General features: G+C 47.9%; 22 protein-coding genes. 10 read left to right on the forward strand and 12 right to left on the reverse strand.

Going from position 1 to position 25,363, the window contains the following annotated elements:
- The first annotated feature begins 21 nt into the window (after positions 1 to 21).
- The 4 genes from COW15_RS04305 to COW15_RS04320 all read left to right on the forward strand — a co-directional run bounded on the left by COW15_RS04305 (position 22) and on the right by COW15_RS04320 (position 4,464).
- Complete coding sequence (locus COW15_RS04305) at positions 22 to 747, forward strand: fumarate reductase cytochrome b subunit (protein ID WP_293630378.1); 726 nt, start codon at positions 22 to 24, stop codon at positions 745 to 747.
- Positions 748 to 959: 212 nt separating this feature from the next.
- Positions 960 to 1,631: a fumarate reductase cytochrome b subunit gene (locus tag COW15_RS04310; protein WP_293630379.1), complete on the forward strand. Its 672-nt coding sequence runs from the start codon at positions 960 to 962 to the stop codon at positions 1,629 to 1,631.
- Positions 1,632 to 1,726: 95 nt separating this feature from the next.
- Positions 1,727 to 3,733, forward strand: a complete 2,007-nt coding sequence (locus tag COW15_RS04315; protein ID WP_293630380.1) for a fumarate reductase flavoprotein subunit — start codon at positions 1,727 to 1,729, stop codon at positions 3,731 to 3,733.
- Positions 3,733 to 4,464, forward strand: coding sequence for a fumarate reductase iron-sulfur subunit (locus tag COW15_RS04320; protein WP_293630381.1), 732 nt, complete (start codon positions 3,733 to 3,735; stop codon positions 4,462 to 4,464). Before COW15_RS04315 ends, COW15_RS04320 begins: the two co-directional genes overlap by 1 nt.
- Before the next feature lie 284 nt (positions 4,465 to 4,748).
- On the opposite strand, the gene rho is transcribed toward COW15_RS04320, so the two are convergent.
- Both rho and trxA read right to left on the reverse strand, forming a co-directional pair.
- Positions 4,749 to 6,014, reverse strand: coding sequence for a transcription termination factor Rho (rho, locus tag COW15_RS04325; RefSeq protein ID WP_293630382.1), 1,266 nt, complete (start codon positions 6,012 to 6,014; stop codon positions 4,749 to 4,751).
- A gap of 212 nt (positions 6,015 to 6,226) precedes the next feature.
- Positions 6,227 to 6,553 carry a thioredoxin TrxA gene (gene trxA, locus COW15_RS04330; RefSeq protein WP_037459347.1) on the reverse strand — a complete coding sequence of 109 codons (327 nt, stop codon included), beginning with the start codon at positions 6,551 to 6,553 and terminating at the stop codon, positions 6,227 to 6,229.
- Positions 6,554 to 6,705: 152 nt separating this feature from the next.
- Between trxA and rhlB the strand changes: the two genes are divergently transcribed.
- Both rhlB and COW15_RS04340 read left to right on the forward strand, forming a co-directional pair.
- Complete coding sequence (gene rhlB / locus COW15_RS04335) at positions 6,706 to 8,025, forward strand: ATP-dependent RNA helicase RhlB (protein ID WP_293630383.1); 1,320 nt, start codon at positions 6,706 to 6,708, stop codon at positions 8,023 to 8,025.
- The gene (locus COW15_RS04340) at positions 8,026 to 8,952 is read left to right on the forward strand and encodes an exopolyphosphatase (RefSeq protein ID WP_293630384.1); all 927 of its coding nucleotides are present in this window, start codon (positions 8,026 to 8,028) and stop codon (positions 8,950 to 8,952) included. It abuts the gene before it with no gap.
- Positions 8,953 to 9,252: 300 nt separating this feature from the next.
- Here the strand turns inward: COW15_RS04340 and COW15_RS04345 are convergent, their stop codons facing one another.
- The 10 genes from COW15_RS04345 to nadC form a co-directional block, all read right to left on the reverse strand.
- Positions 9,253 to 9,789 (reverse strand): thioredoxin family protein, encoded by a 537-nt coding sequence (locus COW15_RS04345; protein ID WP_293630385.1) that lies wholly within the window; start codon positions 9,787 to 9,789, stop codon positions 9,253 to 9,255.
- Positions 9,790 to 10,010: 221 nt separating this feature from the next.
- Positions 10,011 to 10,415: an 8-oxo-dGTP diphosphatase MutT gene (gene mutT, locus COW15_RS04350; protein WP_293630386.1), complete on the reverse strand. Its 405-nt coding sequence runs from the start codon at positions 10,413 to 10,415 to the stop codon at positions 10,011 to 10,013.
- A 35-nt stretch (positions 10,416 to 10,450) separates the two neighbouring features.
- Entirely contained in the window at positions 10,451 to 10,660 is a 210-nt protein-coding gene (gene yacG / locus COW15_RS04355) for a DNA gyrase inhibitor YacG (RefSeq protein ID WP_293630387.1), read from the reverse strand.
- Between the two features lie 58 nt (positions 10,661 to 10,718).
- Entirely contained in the window at positions 10,719 to 11,453 is a 735-nt protein-coding gene (zapD, locus tag COW15_RS04360) for a cell division protein ZapD (RefSeq protein WP_293630388.1), read from the reverse strand.
- Entirely contained in the window at positions 11,446 to 12,063 is a 618-nt protein-coding gene (coaE, locus tag COW15_RS04365; protein ID WP_293630389.1) for a dephospho-CoA kinase, read from the reverse strand. The genes zapD and coaE overlap by 8 nt, the downstream gene beginning before the upstream one ends.
- Positions 12,064 to 12,211: 148 nt before the next feature.
- Positions 12,212 to 13,138, reverse strand: a complete 927-nt coding sequence (locus COW15_RS04370) for an A24 family peptidase (RefSeq protein WP_293630390.1) — start codon at positions 13,136 to 13,138, stop codon at positions 12,212 to 12,214.
- 172 nt (positions 13,139 to 13,310) lie between these two features.
- Positions 13,311 to 14,576 carry a type II secretion system F family protein gene (locus COW15_RS04375; protein ID WP_293630391.1) on the reverse strand — a complete coding sequence of 422 codons (1,266 nt, stop codon included), beginning with the start codon at positions 14,574 to 14,576 and terminating at the stop codon, positions 13,311 to 13,313.
- A 564-nt stretch (positions 14,577 to 15,140) separates the two neighbouring features.
- Complete coding sequence (gene pilB / locus COW15_RS04380) at positions 15,141 to 16,850, reverse strand: type IV-A pilus assembly ATPase PilB (RefSeq protein WP_293630392.1); 1,710 nt, start codon at positions 16,848 to 16,850, stop codon at positions 15,141 to 15,143.
- A gap of 56 nt (positions 16,851 to 16,906) precedes the next feature.
- The gene (locus COW15_RS04385) at positions 16,907 to 17,341 is read right to left on the reverse strand and encodes a prepilin-type N-terminal cleavage/methylation domain-containing protein (RefSeq protein WP_293630393.1); all 435 of its coding nucleotides are present in this window, start codon (positions 17,339 to 17,341) and stop codon (positions 16,907 to 16,909) included.
- A 919-nt stretch (positions 17,342 to 18,260) separates the two neighbouring features.
- Positions 18,261 to 19,142 carry a carboxylating nicotinate-nucleotide diphosphorylase gene (nadC, locus tag COW15_RS04390; RefSeq protein WP_293630394.1) on the reverse strand — a complete coding sequence of 294 codons (882 nt, stop codon included), beginning with the start codon at positions 19,140 to 19,142 and terminating at the stop codon, positions 18,261 to 18,263.
- Between the two features lie 261 nt (positions 19,143 to 19,403).
- Between nadC and ampD the strand changes: the two genes are divergently transcribed.
- The 4 genes from ampD to aceE all read left to right on the forward strand — a co-directional run bounded on the left by ampD (position 19,404) and on the right by aceE (position 25,361).
- The gene (gene ampD, locus COW15_RS04395) at positions 19,404 to 19,949 is read left to right on the forward strand and encodes a 1,6-anhydro-N-acetylmuramyl-L-alanine amidase AmpD (protein ID WP_293630395.1); all 546 of its coding nucleotides are present in this window, start codon (positions 19,404 to 19,406) and stop codon (positions 19,947 to 19,949) included.
- A gap of 476 nt (positions 19,950 to 20,425) precedes the next feature.
- Positions 20,426 to 21,277: a beta-lactamase regulator AmpE gene (gene ampE, locus COW15_RS04400; protein ID WP_293630396.1), complete on the forward strand. Its 852-nt coding sequence runs from the start codon at positions 20,426 to 20,428 to the stop codon at positions 21,275 to 21,277.
- A 584-nt stretch (positions 21,278 to 21,861) separates the two neighbouring features.
- Positions 21,862 to 22,614 carry a pyruvate dehydrogenase complex transcriptional repressor PdhR gene (gene pdhR / locus COW15_RS04405; protein ID WP_253990021.1) on the forward strand — a complete coding sequence of 251 codons (753 nt, stop codon included), beginning with the start codon at positions 21,862 to 21,864 and terminating at the stop codon, positions 22,612 to 22,614.
- 80 nt (positions 22,615 to 22,694) lie between these two features.
- Entirely contained in the window at positions 22,695 to 25,361 is a 2,667-nt protein-coding gene (gene aceE / locus COW15_RS04410; RefSeq protein WP_293630397.1) for a pyruvate dehydrogenase (acetyl-transferring), homodimeric type, read from the forward strand.
- Positions 25,362 to 25,363 lie beyond the last annotated feature (2 nt).

Raw genomic sequence — 25,363 nt, forward strand, 5'->3', positions numbered from 1 at the left:
AACCACAAAGGTAGATGCAAGATGACAAGCGTAACGCGCGTTCACACTAGGGTGAGCACAACCTCGCTAGGCCACCCTTGGTCGGCGAAGGCGGATAGACTGCAGAGTGCAACGGGTATTTTACTCGGTTGTTTCCTGTTGCTGCATATGCATTTTGAGTCGAGTATTTTGCTGGGTAAAGAGGTGTTTTACCATGTCGTTCAGTTGCTCGAAGGCGGTATGTTTAGCAGCACGGGCCACGGCTTTCCCATTGTTACTAAAATGTTCTCCGTATTGATCTTGTTAGTGGTGATAGTGCATGCCGCCGTAGCGCTAAGGCGCTTTCCGGCACAACTCGGGCAATGGCGGGCGCTGCGCTCACACCTTGGGGGCATTAAGCATAAAGATACCCATGCGTGGTTTTGGCAACTGATCACTGGCTTTATTCTATTTTTCCTCGTGCCAGTGCATCTCTTTACCATGATTTTAAATCCCGAAATTGGCCCGCATTTATCGGCCGAGCGGGTTTATCACGATAACGCTTGGTTGTTATACGCGCTATTGCTGCCTGCTGTGGTGATACACGCCATGATTGGTTTGTACCGCGTGGCGGTCAAGTGGGGCCTGATCTTAAACCGCTCTGGTCTACGTAAACTCGCTAAGGTGTTGATCATTTACTTATTGTGCCTAGGTGCTGCTAGCCTTGTTTCTTATATCTTCATTGGTAGCGAGCTGAGCATCCCGGTACAACCCTTTGTACCCCACTAATTAGAAACCCGATACTGCTGCATCTGGAGTGAGTTGTTTCAACTCTCGGCAGCAGTATTTTGTTTCGCTGCTAATATTTAAGCATTCGATTAATTATTCGTCTCCTATTTGATCTAACTCAGGTTTTGGGGTGGATTTGTGAGCGATATTAATTTTGAGTAATGGGACTTATGGGATTGGCTCGATAGAGCTAACGGCGCGAGGCAAGAACGATGGCGATTAAACTAAATATAAAAAAATGGAGTGCGTGGCTGGATCTAAGCCAGAGTTTATCGGGAGTCATTCTCGCGGTGTTTTTATGGACTCACTTAGTGCTTGTGTCATCGATCTTATTGGGAAGCGATGCTATGAGTTGGGTGGCACGCACTATGGAGCTGAGTTTTCTCTCCGCCGATGGTCATGGTTATCCCTGGGTCGTCACTTGTATTGCCGTAGGTATTGCGGCTTTGGCCTTAGTGCATGTGCTGGTAGCACTACAAAAATTGCCGATGAGTCTGCGTCAGCAAAGGGCCCTGCAGCAACAAATGCAAGTGATCAACCATGGCGATACACGTCTGTGGCGCTGGCAGGCCATCACTGGGGTAGTGATTTTACTGCTACTGCCAGTGCATTTATGGCTCATCGGCTCAGCGCCCGAAACCATAGGTCCGCAGGGCAGCGCCGATCGTATTTGGAACCAAGGCGTGTGGATGGTGTATCTACCGCTATTACTCACTGTGGAGTTACATGCGGCCATTGGCATTTACCGTGTGGCGTTAAAGTGGGGGGCTGCGCGGGATCTCAATAGCCGTAGCCGGCTGAGAAAAATTAAGACCATTGTCAGCGTACTATTTATCACTGTGGGGATTGCTTCACTGTTGGCATTTCTACCCCATGCAAGTTAAAAATTAATAAAACCAACTAGTAATGAAGCACTGTGCAGCAAAAATAATATGAGAATAAACCCGACAATAACAGCAGATCCCATTAAGGAGCAGGCGTGAAACTGATTTATACCGATTCATTAGTGGTTGGTGCGGGGCTAGCAGGCTTAAGGGTGGCGATTGCCTCCAAAGAGCGTGGGCTCGATACCTTAGTTTTATCGCTTATCCCTGCCAAACGTTCACATTCGGCAGCCGCACAAGGGGGAATGCAGGCGAGCTTAGGTAATGCAGTTAAGGGAATGGGTGACGATGAAGATGTGCATTTTCAAGACACTGTGAAAGGTTCCGACTGGGGATGCGACCAAGAGGTCGCGCGTATGTTTGCCCACTGCGCACCTAAGGCGGTGCGTGAGCTAGCCAACTGGGGGGTGCCTTGGTCGAGGGTGACGGCTGGCCCAAGGGACGTGATAGTCAACGCGCAAAAGGTGACGCTGCATGAGGCACAGGAGGCGCACGGACTAATCAATGCCCGTGACTTTGGTGGCACAAAAAAATGGCGCACTTGTTATACCGCCGACGGCACGGGTCACTCGCTATTATATGCTATGGATAACAAAGCGATTTCCATGGACATCCCTGTGCATGAGCGTATCGAAGCCCTGGCACTTATTCACGATGGTAAACGCTGCCATGGGGTGATTGCCCGTTGCCTTATCAGCGGTGAGTTACGCGCCTATGTGGCTAAGTCAACCACGATTGCGACTGGCGGCTATGGTCGTATTTATGAAGTGTCGACCAATGCGATTATCTGTGAAGGGATAGGCCAAGCCTTAGCGCTAGAAACGGGTGTCGCCACCCTAGGCAATATGGAAGCGGTGCAATTCCATCCTACCGCCATCGTGCCCGTGGGGATTTTAACCACTGAAGGTTGCCGGGGTGATGGCGGATTATTGCGTGATAAAGACGGTTATCGCTTTATGCCGGATTATGAACCGGATAAGAAAGAGTTGGCGTCCCGAGATGTGGTATCGCGCCGTATGACGGAACATATACGTAAAGGTAAGGGGGTCGATAGCCCCTATGGGCCGCATCTATGGCTGGATATTACCCTGCTGGGCCGTAAACACATTGAAACTAACCTGCGTGAAGTGCAGGAAATTTGTGAAAACTTCCTCGGTATCGATCCCGCTAAAGACTGGATCCCGGTGCGCCCAACCCAGCATTACTCCATGGGCGGTATTCGCACTAATGCCACGGGTGAAAGTCCACAGCTTAAAGGTTTGTTCAGTGTCGGTGAGGCGGCCTGCTGGGATATGCATGGCTTTAACCGTTTAGGGGGGAATTCGCTGGCCGAAACTGTGGTCGGTGGTATGATTATTGGTAAGTATGTGGCTGATTTTTGTGAGAATAATAGCCTTGAAATCAACACCAAACTTGCCGAACAGTTTATGCATCAGGTTCAAGGTGAAATCGACACCTTAGTCGAGGGCGATGGTCACGAAAACCCCTTCGAGCTTAAGCGCGAAATGCAGCGCATTATGATGAATTATGTGGGGATCTTCCGTAATGGCCTCGAGCTTGATAAAGCCGTTGCTGAACTTAAAGTGTTGCTGGAGCGTTCGCGCAAGCTCGGGCTCAAGTGTAAAAAACGTCACGCCAATCCCGAATTAGTCGAAGCCCTGCGGGTTAAGCGTATGCTCAAAGTCGCGCTGACCGTGGCCTGTGGCGCTGCCGCGCGTACCGAGAGCCGCGGCGCCCATGCCCGTGAGGATTTTCCGCAGCGCAATGACCGCGATTGGTTAAATCGCACCCTAGCGAGTTGGCCCGATACCGATGCCCTCGAACCCGTGCTGAATTACGAAGCGCTCGATGTGATGAAGATGGAGCTACCGCCGGGTTATCGTGGCTATGGTATCAACAACGCCATAGTGCATCCCGATACCGAAAAGCGCGAGCAGCAAATTGTCGAAATTCTGGCAGAGCTAGGTGAGGATGTGGACCGTTATCAGCGGCAACGGGCCCTAATGCCCTTTGAGTTACCACCGAGTCTGCAACCTAAGAACGAACGATTAAGTGATACTTTAAAAAGTCCATCTGCCAATGCGTTAGGAGAAAAATCATAATGAGCCAAGGTCGAACGCTCACCTTTAATATCTTTCGTTATGATCCGCAGGAGTCAAACGATAAACCTAAAATGGTGCGTTATCAGTTAACTGAAACCCCTGGAATGACGGTATTTATCGCCCTGAATAAACTCAGGGAAGAGCAAGACACTTCACTGCAATTTGATTTTGTCTGCCGCGCCGGTATTTGCGGTAGCTGCGCTATGGTGATCAACGGTTTCCCGACGCTAGCTTGCCGCACTTTAACTGCCAAATATCCTAAGGGTGAAATTACCCTTATGCCGCTACCAGGCTTTGAGTTGATTGGCGATTTATCGGTTAACACGGGTAAATTTATGCGTGAACTCGCCGAACGCTTAAAGCTGTGGTTGCATCCAAAATCTAACGATATCAATGTGCATCGCCTCGAAGATCCTATGGATCCTGATGAAGCCGCACGTTTATATGAATTAGAGCGCTGCGTCGAATGTGGGGTGTGCGTTTCAGCCTGTGCGACTAAGCAAATGCGTGAAACCTTTGTTGGCGCCGTAGGCATGATGAAAATCGCCCGTTTTGAGATGGACAGCCGCGATGCTCGCACCGCGGAGGATTTTTACCATGTGATCGGTAATCAGGATGGGGTATTTGGTTGTATGACCTTACTCGGCTGCCAAGATAACTGCCCTAAGGATTTACCGCATATGCAACAAATCGCCTATCTGCGCCGTAAAATGGCGATGACATTGGTGTAAAAACAGCCCATAGGAACTAGAACGCTTCGCTGAAAGCTAAGAAGGATGCTTCGCTGTAGGATGTCGCTCGATAACTGCTCCAGCGTTATTCTACCTCCTGCATCTGACCACCATGGAGGGTGGAAATGTCATATTTTGTATGGAACAAAATTGACCATGCAGTCGTACGCTCCTTCTAGATTCTAGAGCCTTCGTTTATCTACTGGGCACAAAAAAGCCGCAATATTCACTGCGGCTTTTTGGTGAGATCGACGTTGAGACTAAGACTAAGACTAAGACTGAGACTAGGACTTAGCGCGTTTCATCGCAGTAAAGAACTCTTCATTGGTTTTGGTCATCGCCAATTTATCAATTAAGAATTCCATTGCGCTGACTTCATCCATAGGATTTAAGATCTTACGCAGGATCCACATTTTTTGTAGCTCATCTGGATTAGTGAGCTTTTCTTCACGACGTGTACCGCTGCGGTTGAAGTCAATGGCTGGGAACACACGCTTTTCTGCCGCTTTACGTGACAGATGCAGTTCTTGGTTACCTGTGCCTTTGAATTCTTCGTAGATCACTTCGTCCATCTTAGAACCTGTATCGACCAATGCGGTGGCGATAATGGTTAAGCTGCCGCCGTGTTCGATGTTACGTGCTGCGCCGAAGAAGCGTTTTGGACGGTGCAGGGCGTTAGCATCCACACCACCGGTTAACACTTTGCCCGATGAAGGAATCACAGTGTTATAGGCGCGGGCTAGACGAGTGATAGAGTCGAGCAGGATCACCACATCTTTCTTGTGTTCTACGAGGCGTTTAGCCTTTTCAATCACCATTTCGGCCACTTGTACGTGACGGCTCGCTGGCTCATCGAAGGTTGATGCGATAACTTCACCTTTCACAAGGCGTTGCATCTCGGTCACTTCTTCAGGGCGTTCATCGATCAGCAATACCATCAACACCACTTCAGGGTTGTTATAGGTAATGGATTGAGCAATGTTTTGCAGTAATAAGGTTTTACCCGCTTTAGGTGGTGCAACGATCAAACCACGTTGACCCTTACCGATTGGCGAGCATAAATCCAGAATACGGGCAGTGATGTCTTCAGTTGAGCCGTTGCCGCGCTCCATCCGCATACGTTCTTCTGCGTGGAGTGGGGTTAAGTTTTCAAAGAGGATTTTATTGCGAGAGTTTTCTGGTTTATCGAAGTTAACTTCATTGACTTTCAATAGGGCAAAATAACGTTCACCTTCTTTGGGTGGACGGATTTTACCAAAAATGGTGTCACCCGTTCGCATGTTGAAGCGGCGAATTTGGCTTGGTGAGACGTAAATGTCGTCTGGTCCGGCCAAATAAGAACCGTCTGAGCTGCGCAAGAAGCCGAAACCGTCTTGGAGTATTTCTAATACGCCACCACCGAAAATGTCTTCTCCACTTTTGGCGTGGGCTTTAAGGATTGAGAAAATAATGTCCTGCTTACGAGCGCGGGCCATATTTTCGAGTTTCATATTTTCGGCTAGCGAGACTAGGTCGGATATCGGCGTGTCTTTTAATTCAGTTAAGTTCATTTTGGGGGTCTTGTGTTACGCGACAAAGCTTACCGCGATCAATCAGTAAAGTTTGTGATTCAGGATAGTGATTGACGAGCGAGAAGTGGTTTAGTTAGAAAGAATCTGGTTATTAAAGTAGCACTAACAAAGCAGGGCGTCCAGAAATTTAGGGGGATTCCGGCACAATTAATTTATAGCCTGTGCCGGAGGTCACTCAATACGACAACAAATTAGATTTGTGCGTCGATAAACTCTTTTAATTGAGTTTTAGATAATGCGCCAACTTTAGTGGCCGCCAATTCACCGTTCTTGAATAACAGTAAAGTTGGGATACCACGAACACCGTATTTCGCAGGAGAAACATTGTTTTGATCAACGTTTAATTTAGCGATAGTGACACGACCTGCGTACTCTTCAGCTACGTCATCTAGGATTGGCGCGATCATTTTACAAGGACCACACCACTCTGCCCAGAAGTCTACCAATACTGGTAAATCAGACTTTAATACGTCGTTTTCGAAGCTGTCGTCACTCAGGTATATAATTTTATCGCTCATGATGTTCTCCAGTTTGGTTGCCATTGCTGGTTTGTTAATGGCTTACCATGTATATTGGGGTTGAAAAATAGCTTTTCAAGTTACCTTTTTACAATGTGGCTATTTCAAACGATCGAGTATCTTATTGCAACCCCAAATGGTATGCTTGCGCTATGAGCGAAACACATTTATCTACCCAAAAATTTGCCGACCTTCCTCTACATCCAGAGGTAAAACAGGCTCTTGCAGAAAACGGCTTTGAATTTTGTACGCCAATCCAGGCGTTATCATTACCCGTATTACTTCAATCAAAAGATATCGCTGGTCAGGCCCAAACGGGTACTGGCAAGACAATGGCGTTTTTGGTTGCCACATTTAACCATTTATTATCGACGCCTATTCCTGAAGGCCGTCAGCTAAATCAACCCCGTGCCATTATCATGGCACCGACCCGTGAGCTGGCTATTCAAATCGCCAAAGACGCGATTTTACTGGCTAAGCATACCCATTTGAAGGTGGGTATTGTTTACGGTGGTGAGAGTTATGACGTGCAGCGTAAGGTGCTCGATCAAGGCGTGGATATCCTGATTGGTACCACTGGCCGTATTATTGACTACGTTCGCCAAGGGATTATCGGTCTCAATTCGATTCAGGCTGTGGTATTAGATGAAGCGGATCGGATGTTCGATTTAGGCTTTATCAAAGATATACGTTTTCTCTTTAGGCGTATGCCCGAGTCGAATAAGCGCCTGAATATGTTGTTCTCGGCGACCTTATCGATGAAGGTGCAGGAACTGGCCTACGATCATATGAATGATCCGGTTAAGGTTGAGATTGCCCCCGAAGAAAAAACCTCCAAGAACATCAAAGAAGAAATCTTCTATCCTTCCCAAGAAGAGAAGATGCGTTTGCTATTGACCTTGATTGAAGAGGATTGGCCCGAAAAAGCCATCGTTTTTTCAAACACTAAGCACAGCTGTGAAAATTTATGGTCTTGGCTTGAGGGCGATGGTCACCGCGTAGGATTGTTAACGGGTGATGTGCCGCAGAAGAAACGCATTCGTATTCTTGAGCAATTTACCAGTGGCCAATTAGATATCTTAGTGGCGACCGATGTTGCAGCCCGCGGCTTGCATATTTCTGATGTGTCCCATGTTTATAACTATGATTTACCTGATGATTGTGAGGATTATGTACACCGTATCGGTCGTACTGGCCGCGCGGGTAACAAAGGGGTATCCATCAGTTTTGCCTGTGAAGAATATGCACTGAACTTGCCAGCGATTGAAAGCTATATTAATCATTCTATTCCTGTGAGTAATTACGATAGCGCAGCGCTGCTCGACGATATTCCACAACCCGTCAAGATCCATCGTAAGCACCCGAGTGGTACCCGTAATTTACGTGAGCGTTCTGGCACGGGTCGTCCTCAAGGGGCCCATCGTAGTGGTGGACGTCCACCTCGCCATGACAGGACGCGTAGACATTCGTAAATGCCAACACCCGCTTATGCCGCCATTACACTAGGCTCTAATAGCTTTAATATGCTGATCGCCAAAACAAAAGGTGGTCAGCCGCATATTATTGCTAAGTATAAGCGTAAGGTGAGATTAGCCGAAGGTATTGACGAGGACGGCACGCTAAATCAAGAGGTTATGCAACGTGGCCTCGATTGTCTTAGCATGTTTGCGCAGATGTTAGCCCAACATAAAATTCATCAAGATCACGTCGCTGTGATTGCCACTGCGACCCTTCGCTGCATCAATAATGCCGATGAGTTTAATCGGCGAGCATTGCCTCTGCTGGGTCATTCTATCGATATCATTTCGGGTATGCGTGAAGCCGAGCTTATCTATCAAGGTATGGTGGCAACCACTTGTGGGCAAGGGCGTCGCTTAGTGATTGATATTGGCGGTGCGAGTACTGAGTTTATTATTGGTGACGGCCATCAAGTCCTGTTCAAAACCAGTTTGCCTATGGGAAGCGTTACCTATAATCGGCAATTTTTCAGCAATATGCCGCTGCAACAATTGGACTTTGATGACGCTAAACAGCAGGTTCTAGCCACATTGGCCGAGCATAGAAAGACACTGCGTGACCTTGGTTGGCATTGTGTTGTCGGCGCCTCTGGTGCGGTGCAATCTGTGGTCGAAGTGCTAATGCATCGTAAACTGTCAGAAACTATCACGCTCAATGTGCTGAACCAACTTAAGGCTGAAATACTGGCTCAAGAAGATGAGCTGCTTTCCGGGCTCCTCGGATTAAGTCTCGAGCGCGCCCCGACCTTCGCGGCGGGTGTTGCTATCCTATTAGCTCTGTTTGAATTACTAAGCATAGAACAGTTGAGTTTATCGGGTGGTGCACTGCGTGAGGGTGTATTGGTGATGCTAGCCCAGCGGATAATTGAAAGCAGAATCTAGGACGTTGCTGCGCAACTGCTAGGACTCTCGCAAGCTCGCTCTAGAATCTAGACACTATCCGCTGCACTTTTTACTGCACTATCATGGTTGTCATTCCCGCGTCGATAACTGCTCCTGCACTCTTTCTAATTAAAGAGTTCTATCTCCTGCATCTGACCACCATGGAGGGTGGAAATGTCATATTTTGTATGGAACAAAATTGACCATGCAGTCGTACGTGAGGATGACGGCTTAAAAGCTAAAAGCTAAAAGCTAAAAGCTAAAAGCTAAGCGTTCTAGCATGGCTATGCCCGCCCTGCTTTATTTTAAGATATCTGCTAAATCTTGTTCGAGTGATACCGTTGGGCGTTCAACAATGCGGCCAATTTCTTTACCCTGTTGCTGAATAATAAAAGTTGGGATCCGAGTAAACGCATATTTTGCCGCCAGACCTTCGGGATCTTGCTTGCTGCGATCGACGCCGATATAGGTAACGTTAATATTGAGGTTGGCCACTTGTTCCATAATACGGATAAAGCGCGGGGTTTCACGGTGGCAATCTGGGCACCAAGTGCCGATGATTACTATAATTTCCGTTGGTTCTGTGATGTTTTTGAGGGGCGTTATCGCCGCAGTGTCTACCTGATAGCTTTTATAACCTTCAGCAAATTCATTGAGTTCTGTGACTAAATGCTGCGCTTCAACTATGCCTGTTAAAATCACTTCTTGTTTCTCCTCACTGCAGGTGGCAATCAAGCCCTGTTGTTGTTCTTCAAATCCACAGCCACCGTTGGCAAATAGCTGACAACTAAAAAATAAGGCTGTAGTGGCGAGTAATGCTCTAACATTATTGTGCATGATATGCCCTCGAAATCGAAGAAAAAGAATGGTGAGCCCGCATTCAAGCATCAATCTCGATTTTCTAAAAGACCATTGTTAATTTGCTGCAAGCGGGATCACGTAAGTGCTAGAAGCTAGGACGCTGCGCTTTGCTAAGGGTTATATACTCTTTCTCGTCATTCCCGCGTGCGCGAGGAAGACGACTTAAAAGATAGGGCGAAGCCCGTCCTGCTTTTAATTTAAGCCAGTTCGGCTTTTTCTAAAATTTTGTCTAATATCGGTTTATTCGCATCGGGGAAATCGTAGCCGGTAAGATCGTGTTGGTTTACCCACGCAATTTGTTGCCCCTCCAATCCCTGCGCTTCCCCCGAAAAATCGCTGACAGTGTGGATATCGAGCAATACTTGTTTATCGGGATAGTCATAGCTTAATGCCATAAAGGGCTCGCTTGAGGTGACATCGAGTGCCACTTCTTCTTTTAACTCGCGAATTAGGGCCTGAGTGACCGTTTCTCCTGACTCGACTTTACCTCCGGGAAACTCCCACTTTCCCCCTTGATGCAGGTGGTCTGGCCGTTTGGCCAGTAAAATCTGCTGGGCTGAATTGAGGATAATGCCGACGGCAACATGGATACGCTTAGTCATAATAAACTTCTACTGTTAGAGGGGCTTAACCTTGGTTATTCTTTAAAAAAGGTATCGTCATCGAAGCCAAATTCGTCCAAGGCCTCGGGATCGAATTCCGCCTTAACGGGGATGGCATGCTTTTCAGATGCCCAATCTCCGAGGTCGATAAGTTTACAGCGTTCACTACAGAAAGGTTTAAATTCGGATTCTGGCTTCCATTCGACAGGCGTTTTGCAAATCGGGCAGTTTACGGTTAAAGGCATAATGTGGATCTCGTGACTTACTACTGGATAACGGATCAATGCGGTTAGTGTAAAGGCTTCAGGCGCAGGTCGCTAGTAAGAAATCGATGGATCTATCGGAGTGGCGTTGCTGATCGAATTGGACAAAGTGAATCGCATAGCGGTTTTTATGTCCGCTAATGGTAGGGTAGCAACCTTGGGTGGCGTCAATTTTAACCCGAACTAGGGATAAAGCTTGAGCGCTATCACCTTGGTAAAAACCGGCATGGGCGACGGCGTTATCGTAATGTGCGGTACTGCGGGTCAGTTGCAGTAGTAAGGTAATAGGAGTGAGTAGTGGCTCAAAGTGGGCAATCCAAGTGAGATAATCCTGCTGCCTTTCTTCCCATGGTTTAGACAGCCAATAATGCAATTGGGGGAGATCGAAGTTACAACAGGCGCCGGGCATGCCAAATCGCTGCCTGAGCGCGGATAAAAATCTGTCTTGTTTGAGTTGGCTACCACAGCGCTCGGGTCTTTGCAGTGGCTCACGAGCTTGCATGAGGGCATTGATATAAAAGGCTATCTGTTCATTGTCTACATGGTCGAGCTCTTGCCATTTGTAGAGTTGCAGTAGATTTCGTTCAATATCTTTTAAGACTTCATTGCGATAATCGCAGCGTTCCGATAACTCGCACAGGGAAAACAGAGGGTAAAAACATCTATGCTGGTGGTCGTGACTTAGATTGTTACGCAGCTGCTTATCGAGGTATTCGAGCCGCAAATAGCTGCGAATTTTCTCGTTTAGTGGCTGTTCGTAAACTAAGTCAGTCATGGGCGTTATCTGTACCGGATAAGTGTAAATAGCGTTGGTGCAATGCTAGCACCTCTCGTTTTAAGGTTGATATCTCTCCCTGATTATCAATAATGTCGTCGGCTCTTGCGAGTTTTTCGCTGCGACTACATTGGCTATTAATGATGTTATTTACTTGAGTTGCATCTACATTGTCCCGTTTTACGGTACGGCTAATTTGCAAATCCGCTGAAATATCCACCACTAAAGTCCGATTGACTAACCTATCTAACCCATTCTCAAATAGCAAGGGTACGACCATAATTACGTATGGTGAGGTCGCATTTTCTACCTGTTTTTGCATTTCTTGGCGGATCATAGGATGTAAGAGTTGATTCAGCCATTCCCGTTCTTCATCATGGCTAAATATTCGTTGCCGCAGTTTGGCACGATCGAGACTGCCCTCTGGAGTTAAAATATCCGCCCCAAAATGCGCCACAATAGCCTTAAGCCCATCCGAACCTGGGGCAACGACTTCCCTGGCAACCACATCGGCGTCGACCAGGGTAATACCTTCGGCGGCAAATAAATTGGCAACGGTGGTTTTTCCACTACCAATACCCCCCGTCAGGCCAACAACAAATTTAGACATAACTCTCTCTTAAAAGTTAAGAAGGACGCTTTGCTTACAGAACGGCCTATGGCCTAACCGTGTACGGAACGGGCTTCGCCCTTACGGTGAGCGAAGCGTTCAGTGAGTGAGCTTGTGAACGTTCCGTAATCTGCAAGTTCAACCTGTTTTATAGCGTACTTAAATACCAATCTACTATCGGTTGCCCCCATATCACAGCTATCCAGCCGGCGGCGGCGATATAGGGGCCGAAGGGGATCGGGTTGCCCAGTTGATTGCGTTTAGTGACTATCATAGTGATCCCCACAACGGCGCCAACCAAGGATGAAAGCAGGATCACAAGGGGGAGCATTTGCCAGCCAAGCCAAGCACCAAATACCGCCAGCAGTTTAAAGTCCCCATAACCCATGCCTTCCTTGCCTGTGAGTAACTTAAATAGCCAGAAAATAGACCATAAACTTAAATAGCCCGCCACCGCGCCGATGATTGCATCGGTTGGGCTGGCGAAGGTGTGGTTTATATTGATGATCAAGCCGAGCCAAAGTAATGGTAACGTCATTTGGTCTGGCAGTAACATTTCATCCAAATCGATACCCGTGAGGGCGATAAGCACAAAGGTTAATACTGTAGCAAACACAAATTGCCAACTCGGGCCAAAATGCCAGGCTAAGGTGGCCACCAAAAGACCCGTGATTAATTCAACAATAGGGTAACGGCTTGAGATGGGGGCATTGCAAGCGGCGCATTTACCCTTAAGCATTAACCAGCCGAATATGGGCAAATTATGCCAAGGTTTTATCGCGGTTTTACACTTAGGGCAGGCAGAGCCCGGCACAATCAGGTTATATTTTTCGGGGTAGTTATCTATGGGTTTGTTGAGCTTCTCGATACCGATTTGTGTAACTATATCGGCATGGTATTCCTGTAAATATTGATTACATTCCTGCTGCCATTCGCGCTTCATCATCACCGGCAGTCGATGGATAACCACATTTAAAAAGCTGCCAATAGTCGCCGCAAAAATAAAGCTTAAGGTGATGAAAAGCCAAGGGCTCTGGCCAAAAGATTGGCCTAATAAAGTGATAAATTCAGTCATACTCTTACTTATAAGAAGTTATTTATGAGAAGTTACAAAAAATACGAAAAAAGAAAATGCTATGCGTACGGAACACTGAGTTCACGGATAACGGAACGCTGCGCTTACCGTAAGGGCGAAGCCCGTTCCGTCAACGGTGAGCCACGCAGTGGCATTCTAAAATCGCGAAGCTCTAGCCTACGATATTTCCCATTTGGAAGATAGGCAGATACATACCCACAATCAGGCCACCTACGAGTGTGCCAATCACCACCATCATAATGGGCTCAATTAGGCTCGATAGGCCATCGACCGCATCATCCACCTGCATCTCATAAATATTGGCGACCTTATTGAGCATATTATCTAGGGAGCCCGATTCTTCGCCTATCATCACCATTTGGATCAACATATCGGGGAAGAGCCCCGTAGTGCGCATGGCAACGTTCATTTGCATCCCCGCCATCACTTCTTGGCGCACCTTAAGCAGAGCCTTACGGTAGACCGCATTGCCGGATGCACCTGCGGCGGATTCCATGCCATCGATAAGCGGCACCCCAGCCGCAAAAGTAGTGGCTAAGGTACGGGAAAATCGTGCCATAGCCGCTTTATGCAATATCTCGCCGATAACGGGGATTTTAAGCACTAGCTCATCGACGCGATCGCGAACGGCCTGAGAGTTACGGTGGGCGCGCACAAATAACCAGATACTTATGGCAATAATAGCGAAGAAGATATACCAAGAGCTCTGTAAAAAACGCGAGATACCAATAATTAGTTGGGTAAAGGCGGGTAATTCGGCGCCAAAACCGTTAAAAATTTCTTCAAATTGCGGTACTACAAAGAGTAATAGTAAGGTCGTGACTAAGACGGCAACTACGACAACGGCGGCTGGGTAGAACATGGCTTTTTTAATTTTCGATTTTAACTGCTCGGCCTTTTCCCTATAGGTGGCAATACGATCGAATACCGCATCGAGTGAGCCCGAGTGCTCACCCGCTGCGACTAAGTCGACGTATAAATCATCGAAATAACGCCTATGGGGGCGCAGCGAATCCGATAGGGGAATACCCGATTGGATTTCCGACAGGATAGTGCCTAGGAGTTCACGCATCTTTAGTTTTTCATGGCCGCGGCCTAACATTTCTATGGTGGTCACTAGGGGAACGCCCGCCGCCAACATAGTGGCAATTTGGCGAGTCACCATGGCAATATCCATAGGTTTAATATCGGGATTACGGGCAAATAATGGTGAGGCTTTTTTACGCACTACCTTAGGGTTGACGCCCTGGGATTTAAGCTGGCTTTTTATTTCGGCAACTGTGGCACCCTTGAGTTCACCTCCGGTTTTTGCACCATCGCGATTTACCCCTTTCCATTCAAAGGTATAAATTTTCGGTTGGCCTTTTTGCTCCGTCTTTTTGGCGCGGGGCTTTTTTAATGTCGTTGCCGTAGCCATAAATAATCCTGTTAGGTTGAAAAACGAAGAAGAGCGCTGCGCTGAAAGCTAAGAAGGACGCTTCGCTGTTAGGGCGACGCTTCGCTCCTTCTAGAGTCTAGGATGCTACGCTTAAAGCTAAGAAGGACGCTGCGCTGCTAGGGCGTCGCTTCGCTCCTTCTAGAGTCTAGGACGCTTCGCTGCTAGAGTCTAGAATCACTGCCGTCATTCCCGCGAACGCGGGAATCCATAGTGACTTCTTTCATTTTTAAAAATACAAAAAATAAGTGCGTTAAAAGCTGGATCCCCGCATCGATAACTGCTCCTGCACTATTTCTAATTAAAGAGTACTACCTCCTGCATCTGACCACCATGGAAGGTGGAAATGTCATATTTTGTATGGAACAAAATTGACCATGCAGTCGTACGCGAGGATGACAGCCTAAAATCTAGGATGCTTCGCTGCTAGAGTCTAGAATCTATCCGCTGCGTTCTTTGCAGCGTCTAGAAGGGCGAAGTCCGCTCTGCTTTTTCTAGCAGCTGCGCTTTTTGCTGTGTTCTAGCAGGGCGAAGCCCGTCCAGCTGTTAAAAACTCGTCACCCGATTGACTTCGGCAATACTGGTTACACCCTGTATCACTTTTAATAAGCCAGATTGGCGCAGATCGCGCATGCCTTGGGCCTTAGCTTGGGTGGCAATTTGCAGCGAGTTGCCGCCCTCCATAATAGTGCGGGCAATTTCATCGGACATTTTCATCACCTCATAAATCCCCACTCGGCCCTTATATCCACCGGAGCAATGCTCGCAGCCAACGGGTTTAAAGCTGGTAAAGCCTTGGGTAATTTGCGCCTCGCTAAAGCCTAAGCGTTGCAATTCATGTTCGGGAACAGTTTCGGGTTGTTTACACTCGGGGCAGAGTCTACGGGCTAAGCGCTGGGCGATAATCAGGTTGACTGAGCTGGCGATATTATAGCCCGGCACGCCCATATTGATTAAACGGGTTAAGGTTTCCGCGGCGGAGTTAGTATGTAGGGTCGATAACACTAAGTGCCCCGTTTGCGCCGCTTTAATGGCAATCTCGGCGGTTTCTAAGTCGCGAATTTCCCCCACCATAACTACATCAGGGTCTTGGCGTAAAAATGAGCGCAGGGCCGAGGCAAAGGTCAGCCCCGCCTTTAGGTTAATATGTACTTGGTTAACGCCTTCGAGGTTAATTTCCACCGGATCTTCGGCGGTGGAAATATTACGCTCTTCGGTATTAAGGATATTTAATCCAGTATAGAGGGAGACGGTTTTACCCGAACCCGTGGGGCCAGTGACTAAAATCATCCCCTGGGGTTTAGCCAGCATTTCTAGATAGAGTTTCTCTTGATCCGGCTCATAACCAAGCTTCTCAATCCCCAATTGAGCGGAGGAGGAGTCCAAGATCCGCATTACAATTTTTTCACCCCAGAGGGTGGGCAGGGTGCTCACCCGAAAGTCGATAGACTTAGTGCGGGAGAGTTTCATCTTAATCCGGCCATCTTGGGGCACCCGGCGCTCGGCAATATCGAGTTTTGACATCACCTTTAACCGCGCCGACAATCTGCCCGCTAGGCTAATGGGCGGCTCTGAGACCTCATGCAAAATCCCATCGATACGAAAACGAATGCGGTAGCGCTTTTCATAGGGCTCAAAGTGCAAGTCAGATGCCCCCTTACGAATGGCATCGGTGAGGATTTTATTAATATAAATAACGATAGGGGCATCGTCACTGCTATCCCCCGTGGGTTCGTCATTGCGCCTATCGGTATCGGTGATTTCAATCCCCGCCAGGGCCGCCTCATCCATACCACCTAAATCGAGGCCGGTAATATCTTCTTCGAGGATTTTTTCCAGCGCCTTGGCGAGTTTATCTTCCTCCACCAAAATGGCTTCGGCATGTAGGCCTGCGCTAAATTGAAAATCCTCCAGCGCGGCAATATTGGTGGGGTCTGAGGTGCCGATATACAGTCGATTACCCCGTTTAAACAGCGGCAGGCAGCGGTGCTTTTCAATCAGTTTTTTATTGATAAATTCTTCGGGGATGGCACTAATATCAAATTCAGCTAAATCCAGTAGCGGTGTGCCATATTCCTCATAGCACAATTCGGCAATGGCACGGGCCGAGACCAGTTGGCCTTGCACTAAGGTGCTGACTAGGGCTTGTTTGGTTTGGCGGGATTTGGTGATGGCATTGGCCATCTGCTCTTCATTTAGCAGGCCCTTACGGATAAAGAGGGTTGATAAACCTAAATGAAGACCGGATGTTGGCATCTGTAACTCAATTTAATGTTTAAGGGGAGCGTTTATAACGTTCCCCCTTGAGAATTTTAGCAAAACTCTGTAGATGAGTTACCACATGTTGCAACCCAATTAACCTTTCCGTTGGCGAAGCTACCTGTTAACACATAGGTGTCAGCTGCCGCTAGTTTACTATCAGTAGGAGGAGTTACTGTTATTTTTCCAGCTGCGGTTGCAATGCCTACAATTCCAGCTCCTGCAGTTACATCGTCAGGTATACCGTTAGAACCACCAGTACAAGCGGTTACAGCTCCGAGTGTTTGCCCGCAGATTTCTACAGCAGTTTTGACTGCTGCGCTAGCATTTGTTATTTCAGTAAAACGAGCTTTTAACGTATAGTTTTGATACGCAGGTAGTGCGATTGCGGCCAAAATACCGATAATGGCGACTACAATCATTAATTCGATTAAGGTAAAACCTTGAGCTTGCTTATTTAGCCCTTTATTTAAACGAAGACCTTTCATTTTATCTCTCCAGCTTACGCAGTAAGTTACTAATTTGTTTGATATATAACATCGCACTGCTGATGCTTTGCGCTTTGTCATCTATCTGTCTTGTAGCTATCTTATATCGCCACGTTTTTATGGTTTAACCTAAGCTTTTTTACATTTATTTTACAAGTCAACTCTAGGCGACCGCTAGTTAATGTAAGTTTAAGCGCTTAGGGCTAATTAGCATGGTTAAAAGATACACCTTTCGGCAACCGTACCTTAAGTTGATCTATCGTTAGGGAAAGCTTACTGCTTTAGCTTAGCTTCACCTACGATGAACCTTTACCTCCCCCTAAAGCCATTGCTGGACACGTTATCAGTCAATACCTTTAGGGTGACGCATCAAGCATATTTGAGGTCTCATTGCTATGCCTACTTTAGGTTGACACATTTTTGACACCCTCTTTACTCCATCCTTTGTATCATCCCCTAGAACAGCAGGCTTATACAAACTTGCAGATGGCATATGCTTGCCTTTAGTGAGGTTGGCCTATGGCCATCTCGCCTCTGTAAAAGTTAGTACAAAGTTAAATAAAATGAAACAACAATTTTATCGAAAACATTAATAAAATGATTATTTTGTCTAAAAAACTGGCAGCATACCGCATTCTGTTCTAACAAAAATTTGACATAGTCAATATAAGTGCTGCAAGTATGACTAATGCCAATATTTAGTCATTAATTTGTATGAGGAGAAGGATGTTAACGATAACGGATAACGGAACGTTCGCAGGCTCACTCACGGAACGCTGCGCTTACGGAATAAGGTTTACGGATGACGGAACACTGCGCTTACCGTAAGGGCGAAGCCCGTTCCGTTATCGGTGAGTCGCATAGCGACGTTCTGTAGCCGCAAAGCGGCGTTCCGAATTCCGTAATCGCAGCGTCCTTTTTAGCTTTTTAGCCGCATTGATAGATCGAGTGCGCGCACATGCTTAGTGAGTGCGCCTACTGAGATATAATCGACGCCCGTTTTGGCAAACTCGGCTAAGGTGTCTAGGGTGACATTGCCCGAGACTTCGAGCTTAGCTCCCGCACCTTTGGCCTTGTATTGGTTATTGAGTTCGACAGCCTCGACCATCATAGTGATATCAAAGTTATCTAACATGATGATATCTGTGCCAGAATCCAGCGCTAATGCCAGTTCGCTTAAGGATTCAACCTCAACCTCGACGGGCTTATTCGGGTGCAGACTGCGGGCGGCATCGACGGCTTGGCGGATCCCGCAGCAGGCCATGATATGGTTTTCTTTAATCAAAAAGGCATCATAGAGGCCAATGCGATGGTTTTTGCCGCCGCCACAGGTCACGGCATATTTTTGTGCCGTGCGTAGGCCGGGAATGGTTTTGCGGGTGTCGAGTAGGCGGGTATGGGTGCCTGCCAGTTTATCGACATAGTGCTTGGTTAATGTGGCCACGCCCGAAAGGGTTTGGATAAAGTTCATGGCGGTGCGCTCGCCGGTGAGTATGGTGCGGGCGGGGCCCGATAATTCACACAATACTTGGTTGGGTAGCACGAGATCGCCATCATCGACATGCCAATGCAGCGCGACGTCACCGCCAAGTTGATTAAAGACCTGTTCCGCCCAGGCTTTGCCGCAGAAAACGCCTTCTTCACGGGTGATAAGGGTGGCCTCGGCATATTTATCGGCGGGGATCAGCATGGCGGTGATATCGCCATAGGCTATGGCTTTGGTATGCTCGTTAATCTCGGTACCACCTAGGTCTTCGGCGAGGGCGGTTTTTACGGCGTGGCGAATATCGTTTTCTAACATGATTGGGATCCTTGCGCTTGTACGTCGGGCGAGTGGGCATGGCTGAGACTGCCTGCTTGCGTATGAAGTAAGGTTATCAAAAAGCTAAGAAGGACGCTACGTTGCAAGCCAAGAAGGACGCTACGCTGCTAGGACGGACTTCGTCCTGCTAGGGCGTCACTTCGTTCCTTCTAGAGTCTAGAGCTTAGAGTCTAGAAGGGCGAAGCCCGCTCTGCTTTTCCTAGCAGTCGCGTAGCGACGTTCTGTTTTTAAGGAGTAAACATGAGTTTTGATTTTGGCTGGTACAGTGGTGCCAGGCGTAGTGAGTCGCCACACTTTAATCAGCGTCCTTTGGGTGAAGTGAGTTTGTTGGTGATCCACAATATCAGCCTACCAGCGGGATGTTTTGGTTTACCTTATATTGATCAATTGTTTAAAGGGTGTTTAGATATCCAAGCCGATGACAGTTTTGTCGATTTAGTGGGGTTGCAGGTGTCGGCGCACTTTTTGATCCGCCGTGATGGGGAATGTGTGCAATATGTGAGTTGTGGTGATAGGGCTTGGCATGCTGGGGTTTCCCGCTATGGTGAACGGGAAAATTGCAACGATTTCTCTATTGGCATTGAGCTGGAAGGCACAGATACTGACGCCTACACTGATGCTCAATATCAGAAACTGACGGAGCTAACCCAAGCCTTAATGGCACAATATCCATCATTAAGTGCAGAGCGGATTGTAGGGCATTGTGATATCGCACCAATGCGTAAGACGGATCCAGGACAAAGCTTTGATTGGGAACGGTATTTAGAAACGCTGCGCGGCTTTTAGAATCTAGGACGTTGCTGCGCAACTGCTAGGACGCTCGCAAGCTCGCTCTAGGATCTAGAGCGTAAGTACATAAAGCTGGATCCCCGCGTTCGCGAGGATGACGTTAAGGTGTACGTTTCTGCCGATGGAGTTAACGCTGGATCCCCGCGTTCGCGAGGATGACGTTAAGGTGTACGTTTCTGCCGATGGAGTTAACGCTGGATCCCCGCGTCGATAACTGCTCCTGCACTCTTGCTAATTAAAGAGTTCTACCTCCTGCATCTGACTACCATGGAGGGTGGAAATGTCATATTTTGTATGGAACAAAATTGACCATGCAGTCGTTCGCGAGGATGACGGCTTAATAACGAAGGACGCTAGCGCTAGGGCAGAATCTAGAAGGGCGAAGCCCGCTCTGCTTTTTCTAGCAGCTGCGCTCTTTGCAGCGTCCTAGCAGGGCGAAGCCCGTCCTGTTTTTTTTACAAGGAGTACGAACGATGGCATTGTTTTCATTGTTAATTGCTATTTTAGTGGAGCGACTTAAGCTGCTGCCGGCATCGTGGCAATGTGACCGATTATTGCAGTCCTATCAGTCGACCTTTTTCGGTGATAAGGCCTCTTTAACCGCGCCTATGACGGCTCTCGCCTTAATCTTGCCCGCCTTGGTGGTGTATGTTTTATGTTGGTTAGCCTCGGGCATGTTATGGGGATTGCTGAGTTTAGCCCTGTGGCTGTTAGTCGCTATCATTTGTTTTAATCACCAAAATCAGCGGGATATTTTTAAAAAATATATGCAGGCGGCGTGTCGCTCCGATGTGCAAGCCTGCTATCACTTTGCGGCGGAACTCGATTGCAGTGAGTGTTTAGATGCGGTATCGGAGCGGGATTTAGGCGCTAAGGTGGGCCAGAGTGTGGCTTGGATTAACTACCGCTACTACGGCGCCGTGGCGCTGTTTTTGATTTTCTTAGGCCCTGTGGGGGCTATGCTCTATTGCACAGCACGTTTTTATGCCGAAGAGAATGCGCGCAAGTCTTTGAATTTACCGTTGGTGAGTGATGTTGTTGCCGTTTTAGATTGGTTGCCTAGCCGAGTATTCGCCTTTGGTTATGCCCTAAGTGGGCAGTTTAGTGAAGGACTGACTGCCTGGTGCAGTAGTGCGTTAAGTTTCAATACCAGCGCCAGAACTATTGTGGTTGAAACGGCATTGGCGGCGCAGCCTTTACCCGAGGAATCAACTGCGCCTATTTGTGTACAATCGACTTTGGCATTATTAGTGTTAAGTAAACGCAACTTTACATTGATGGTGGCGATACTTTCACTACTGACTATCTTTGGGTTGGTGAGTTAAAAGAAGGACGCTGCGCTGCTAGGGCGTCGCTTCGCTCCTGCTAGAATCTAGGGTCTAGAACCTAGAGCGTAAGTACATAAAGCTGGATCCCCGCGTTCGCGAGGATGACGGCTTAAGTGCTCCTTCTAAAACCTAGAACCTAGAACCTAGAGCGTAAGTACATAAAGCTGGATCCCCGCGTTCGCGAGGATGACGGCTTAAGTGCTCCTTCTAAAACCTAGAACCTAGAGCGTAAGTACATAAAACTGGATCCCCGCGTTCGCGAGGATGACAGCCTAGAATCTATCCGCTGCGCTTTTTGCAGCGCCTAGTAGGGCGAAGCCCGCTCTGCTTCTCCTAGCAGCTGCGTTGTTTGCAACGTTCTAGCAGGGCTAAGCCCGTGCTTTTGTTAAATGGTCTGACCCCGCGGGCATTTTTTTCGGCTATGCTCTCTCAGCGTGGGCGCGGTTGGAAAAGATTGCTGCTTTTGAGACGGATCACCTTTTTAGGTTGATTTTCAATCTGGACATCAAAAGTCTGATTTGATAAAGTGCGCTCACTCATAAAAATTGGTAAGACCAATTTACAACGGAGCTGAGTGCCTAATGGCCTATAGTAAAATTAATCAGCCAAAAATTTCTGATGTGATCATGGCGCAATTAGAGCGGATGATCCTAGAGGGCAGTTTACAGCCCGGGCAGAAGTTGCCGCCTGAACGCGAGCTGGCTATCCAGTTTGAAGTGTCTCGTCCTTCTTTGCGCGAAGCGATTCAAAAGCTTGAGGCGAAAGGGTTATTAATGCGCCGCCAGGGCGGTGGCACCTATGTCAAAGAGCAACTCTGGCAAACCCTTGCCGATCCTATCGTTGAGTTAATGAATGCCGATCCGGAGAGTCAATATGACTTGCTGGAGTTTCGTCATGCCACCGAAGGTATGATGGCCTATTTTGCCGCGCTACGTGGCACAGACGCCGATATGCAAAATATCAAGCGGATGATCCTCGAGGTGGAAGCTGCCACCAGTATCGAACAGAAAGCCGCCGCCATTGTGCGTTTTTACCGTGCCGTTGCCGAGGCGTCACATAACGTGGCTATGTTGCACCTCGTACTCAGTTTAACCCCTGTGCTGCATCAAAATGTGGCGCAAAACCTGGAGCTTTTAAGCCGCCGCGAAGAAGCCTCCACTATGGCGAACGATCACAGACGCGCCTTGCTCGCTGCTATCGTTCGCCGTGATCCCGACGCCGCCAGAGAAGCCTCGAATGAACATTTAAGTTACATCGAAGAGGTGATGTTATCTGTGCGGGAAGAAGATAGCCGGTTGCAGCGAAGCTTGCGCCGATTAAAGAGTGGCGCTTAAGTTTCCGTATTTAGCCTTAGCTAAGCCGAGATTTGCCGCAAACACCATTCATTATCATGTATATAGAGAAGGACAGTGTCATGTCTGAAGATATGCTACAAGACGTAGATCCGTTAGAGACTCAGGAATGGGTTGATGCCCTGCAAGCTGTGTTGGAACAGGAAGGCCCAGAACGCGCTCATTTTTTATTAGAGAAGCTGATCGATAAAGCGCGTCGCAATGGCACACACTTGCCTTACACTGCGACTACCGCTTATTTGAACACTATTCCTGCGGGTCAAGAGCCGCACATGCCTGGCAATCAAGAGATGGAACGTCGCATTCGCGCCATCATCCGTTGGAACGCCTTAGCTATGGTGCTGCGCGGTTCTAAGAAAGACTTAGAACTTGGCGGCCATATCTCCAGTTTCGCCTCAAGCGCGACTATCTATGACGTGTGTTTTAACCATTTCTTCCGCGCACCGAATGAAAAAGACGGTGGCGATCTCGTGTATTTCCAAGGCCATATCGCCCCAGGTATTTATGCGCGCTCATTCCTAGAAGGTCGTTTAAGCGAAGAGCAACTGGCTAACTTCCGTCAAGAAGTGGATGGCAAGGGGCTGTCTTCATACCCGCATCCAAAACTGATGCCGGATTACTGGCAATTCCCAACGGTTTCTATGGGCTTAGGTCCAATTCAAGCCATCTATCAGGCGCGTTTCCTTAAGTATCTGACTGATCGTGGTCTGAAGGATTGTTCGGCGCAAACTGTTTACTGTTTCTTAGGTGACGGTGAGTGTGATGAGCCAGAAGCCTTAGGTGCCATTGGTTTAGCGGCCCGTGAAGAATTAGATAACTTAGTCTTTATTGTTAACTGTAACCTACAGCGCCTCGATGGCCCGGTACGTGGTAACGGTAAGATCATCCAAGAACTTGAAGGCGAATTCCGCGGCGCAGGCTGGGAAGTTGTGAAAGTGATTTGGGGTCGTTACTGGGATCCATTATTGGCCCGTGACACTAGCGGTAAACTGCTGCAGTTAATGGAAGAAACCGTTGACGGTGAATACCAAAACTGTAAAGCCAAGGGTGGCGCTTATACTCGCGAGCACTTCTTCGGTAAGTACCCTGAAACCGCCGAAATGGTGGTGAATATGTCAGACGATGACATTTGGCGCTTAAACCGTGGCGGCCATGACCCTGTTAAAGTGTACGCAGCCTTAGATCACGCCCAAAAAACCAAGGGTCGCCCAACGGTAATTCTAGCTAAAACCGTAAAAGGTTACGGCTTAGGTGATGCCGGTGAAGGTAAAAACATCGCCCACAACGTGAAGAAAATGGGTATCGAGTCTATCCGTTACTTCCGCGACCGCTTCAATATCCCAATTCCTGATGACCAGTTAGAAGATTTACCTTTCTATCATCCAGGCCCAGATTCGGAAGAAGTGAAGTACATGATGAGCCGTCGTGAGGCGCTGCATGGTAGCGTGCCACAACGTCGTCAAAAGTTCAGCGAAGAGCTGGAAATCCCGTCACTGAAGATTTTCGATTCGATTCTTGCTGGCTCTAATGGCCGTGAAATTTCATCGACCATGGCGTTTGTTCGCGTGCTGACTGCGCTGCTAAAAGACAAGAAAATTGGCAAAAATATTGTGCCAATTATTCCCGACGAAGCTCGTACTTTCGGTATGGAAGGTCTGTTCCGTCAAGTGGGTATTTATGCCCATGAAGGCCAAAAATACGTACCGCAGGATTCTGACCAAGTCGCTTACTACCGTGAAGATAAAACCGGCCAGGTATTGCAGGAAGGGATTAACGAACTCGGTGCTATGTCATCATGGGTTTCGGCAGCGACCAGTTATTCAGTTAACAACGTGCCAATGATCCCCTTCTACATCTACTACTCAATGTTCGGTTTCCAACGTATTGGTGACATGGCTTGGGCAGCGGGTGATATGCGTGCGCGCGGCTTCTTAGTTGGTGGTACTTCGGGCCGTACAACGCTTAACGGCGAAGGTCTGCAGCATCAGGATGGTCACAGTCATGTATTGGCGAACACGATTCCTAACTGTATTACCTATGATCCTACTTTCGGTTATGAAATCGCCGTTGTGGTACAAGATGGTATTCGTCGCATGTACGGTGAGAATCAAGAAGATATCTTCTACTACTTGACCACGATGAACGAAAACTATGAGCAGCCAGCGATGCCAGAAGGTGCCGAGGAAGGCATTGTTAAAGGTATCTACAAGTTAGAAACCGTTGCAGGCTCAGGTAAAGGTAAGGTTCAGTTAATGAGCTGTGGCACTATTCTTGAGCAAACCCGTAAAGCGGCGCAGGCACTGGCGAAGGACTTCGGTATTACTGCCGACGTATTTAGCGTCACTAGCTTCAACGAACTGACCCGCGATGGTCAAGCTGCCGAGCGTTGGAACATGCTGCACCCAACCGAAACGCCAAAACAAGCCTATATCAGCCAAGTGATCTCAAGTGATGCACCCGCAATTGCGGCCACTGACTATATGAAGATTTACGGCGAACAGTTACGTGCTTATATGCCAACCGATTACAAAGTGTTAGGTACTGACGGTTTCGGTCGCTCAGACAGCCGCGATAATCTACGTCACCACTTCGAAGTGGACGCTAAGTTTATCGTGATCGCGGCACTGAAATCTCTGGTTGATCGCAAAGAGCTGCCTGTCGATGTGTTAGCAAAAGCCATTAAAGAGTATGGTATCGACGCTGACAAGATCAATCCACAGTACGCGTAAGA

The sequence above is a fragment of the Shewanella sp. CG12_big_fil_rev_8_21_14_0_65_47_15 genome (assembly GCF_002783505.1).
In the GTDB taxonomy this organism is placed as follows: domain Bacteria; phylum Pseudomonadota; class Gammaproteobacteria; order Enterobacterales; family Shewanellaceae; genus Shewanella.

Excerpts from the sequence above, each read along its gene's own strand:
- trxA (WP_037459347.1), bottom strand. The coding sequence starts at position 6,553 with ATGAGCGATAAAATTATATACCTGAGTGACGACAGCTTCGAAAACGAC.
- rho (WP_293630382.1), bottom strand. The coding sequence starts at position 6,014 with ATGAACTTAACTGAATTAAAAGACACGCCGATATCCGACCTAGTCTCG.
- COW15_RS04320 (WP_293630381.1), top strand. The coding sequence starts at position 3,733 with ATGAGCCAAGGTCGAACGCTCACCTTTAATATCTTTCGTTATGATCCG.
- rhlB (WP_293630383.1), top strand. The coding sequence starts at position 6,706 with ATGAGCGAAACACATTTATCTACCCAAAAATTTGCCGACCTTCCTCTA.
- COW15_RS04375 (WP_293630391.1), bottom strand. The coding sequence starts at position 14,576 with ATGGCTACGGCAACGACATTAAAAAAGCCCCGCGCCAAAAAGACGGAG.
- ampD (WP_293630395.1), top strand. The coding sequence starts at position 19,404 with ATGAGTTTTGATTTTGGCTGGTACAGTGGTGCCAGGCGTAGTGAGTCG.
- COW15_RS04345 (WP_293630385.1), bottom strand. The coding sequence starts at position 9,789 with ATGCACAATAATGTTAGAGCATTACTCGCCACTACAGCCTTATTTTTT.
- COW15_RS04310 (WP_293630379.1), top strand. The coding sequence starts at position 960 with ATGGCGATTAAACTAAATATAAAAAAATGGAGTGCGTGGCTGGATCTA.
- nadC (WP_293630394.1), bottom strand. The coding sequence starts at position 19,142 with ATGTTAGAAAACGATATTCGCCACGCCGTAAAAACCGCCCTCGCCGAA.
- COW15_RS04340 (WP_293630384.1), top strand. The coding sequence starts at position 8,026 with ATGCCAACACCCGCTTATGCCGCCATTACACTAGGCTCTAATAGCTTT.
- COW15_RS04370 (WP_293630390.1), bottom strand. The coding sequence starts at position 13,138 with ATGACTGAATTTATCACTTTATTAGGCCAATCTTTTGGCCAGAGCCCT.
- yacG (WP_293630387.1), bottom strand. The coding sequence starts at position 10,660 with ATGCCTTTAACCGTAAACTGCCCGATTTGCAAAACGCCTGTCGAATGG.
- coaE (WP_293630389.1), bottom strand. The coding sequence starts at position 12,063 with ATGTCTAAATTTGTTGTTGGCCTGACGGGGGGTATTGGTAGTGGAAAA.
- COW15_RS04385 (WP_293630393.1), bottom strand. The coding sequence starts at position 17,341 with ATGAAAGGTCTTCGTTTAAATAAAGGGCTAAATAAGCAAGCTCAAGGT.
- ampE (WP_293630396.1), top strand. The coding sequence starts at position 20,426 with ATGGCATTGTTTTCATTGTTAATTGCTATTTTAGTGGAGCGACTTAAG.
- pilB (WP_293630392.1), bottom strand. The coding sequence starts at position 16,850 with ATGCCAACATCCGGTCTTCATTTAGGTTTATCAACCCTCTTTATCCGT.
- zapD (WP_293630388.1), bottom strand. The coding sequence starts at position 11,453 with ATGACTGACTTAGTTTACGAACAGCCACTAAACGAGAAAATTCGCAGC.
- mutT (WP_293630386.1), bottom strand. The coding sequence starts at position 10,415 with ATGACTAAGCGTATCCATGTTGCCGTCGGCATTATCCTCAATTCAGCC.
- aceE (WP_293630397.1), top strand. The coding sequence starts at position 22,695 with ATGTCTGAAGATATGCTACAAGACGTAGATCCGTTAGAGACTCAGGAA.
- pdhR (WP_253990021.1), top strand. The coding sequence starts at position 21,862 with ATGGCCTATAGTAAAATTAATCAGCCAAAAATTTCTGATGTGATCATG.
- COW15_RS04305 (WP_293630378.1), top strand. The coding sequence starts at position 22 with ATGACAAGCGTAACGCGCGTTCACACTAGGGTGAGCACAACCTCGCTA.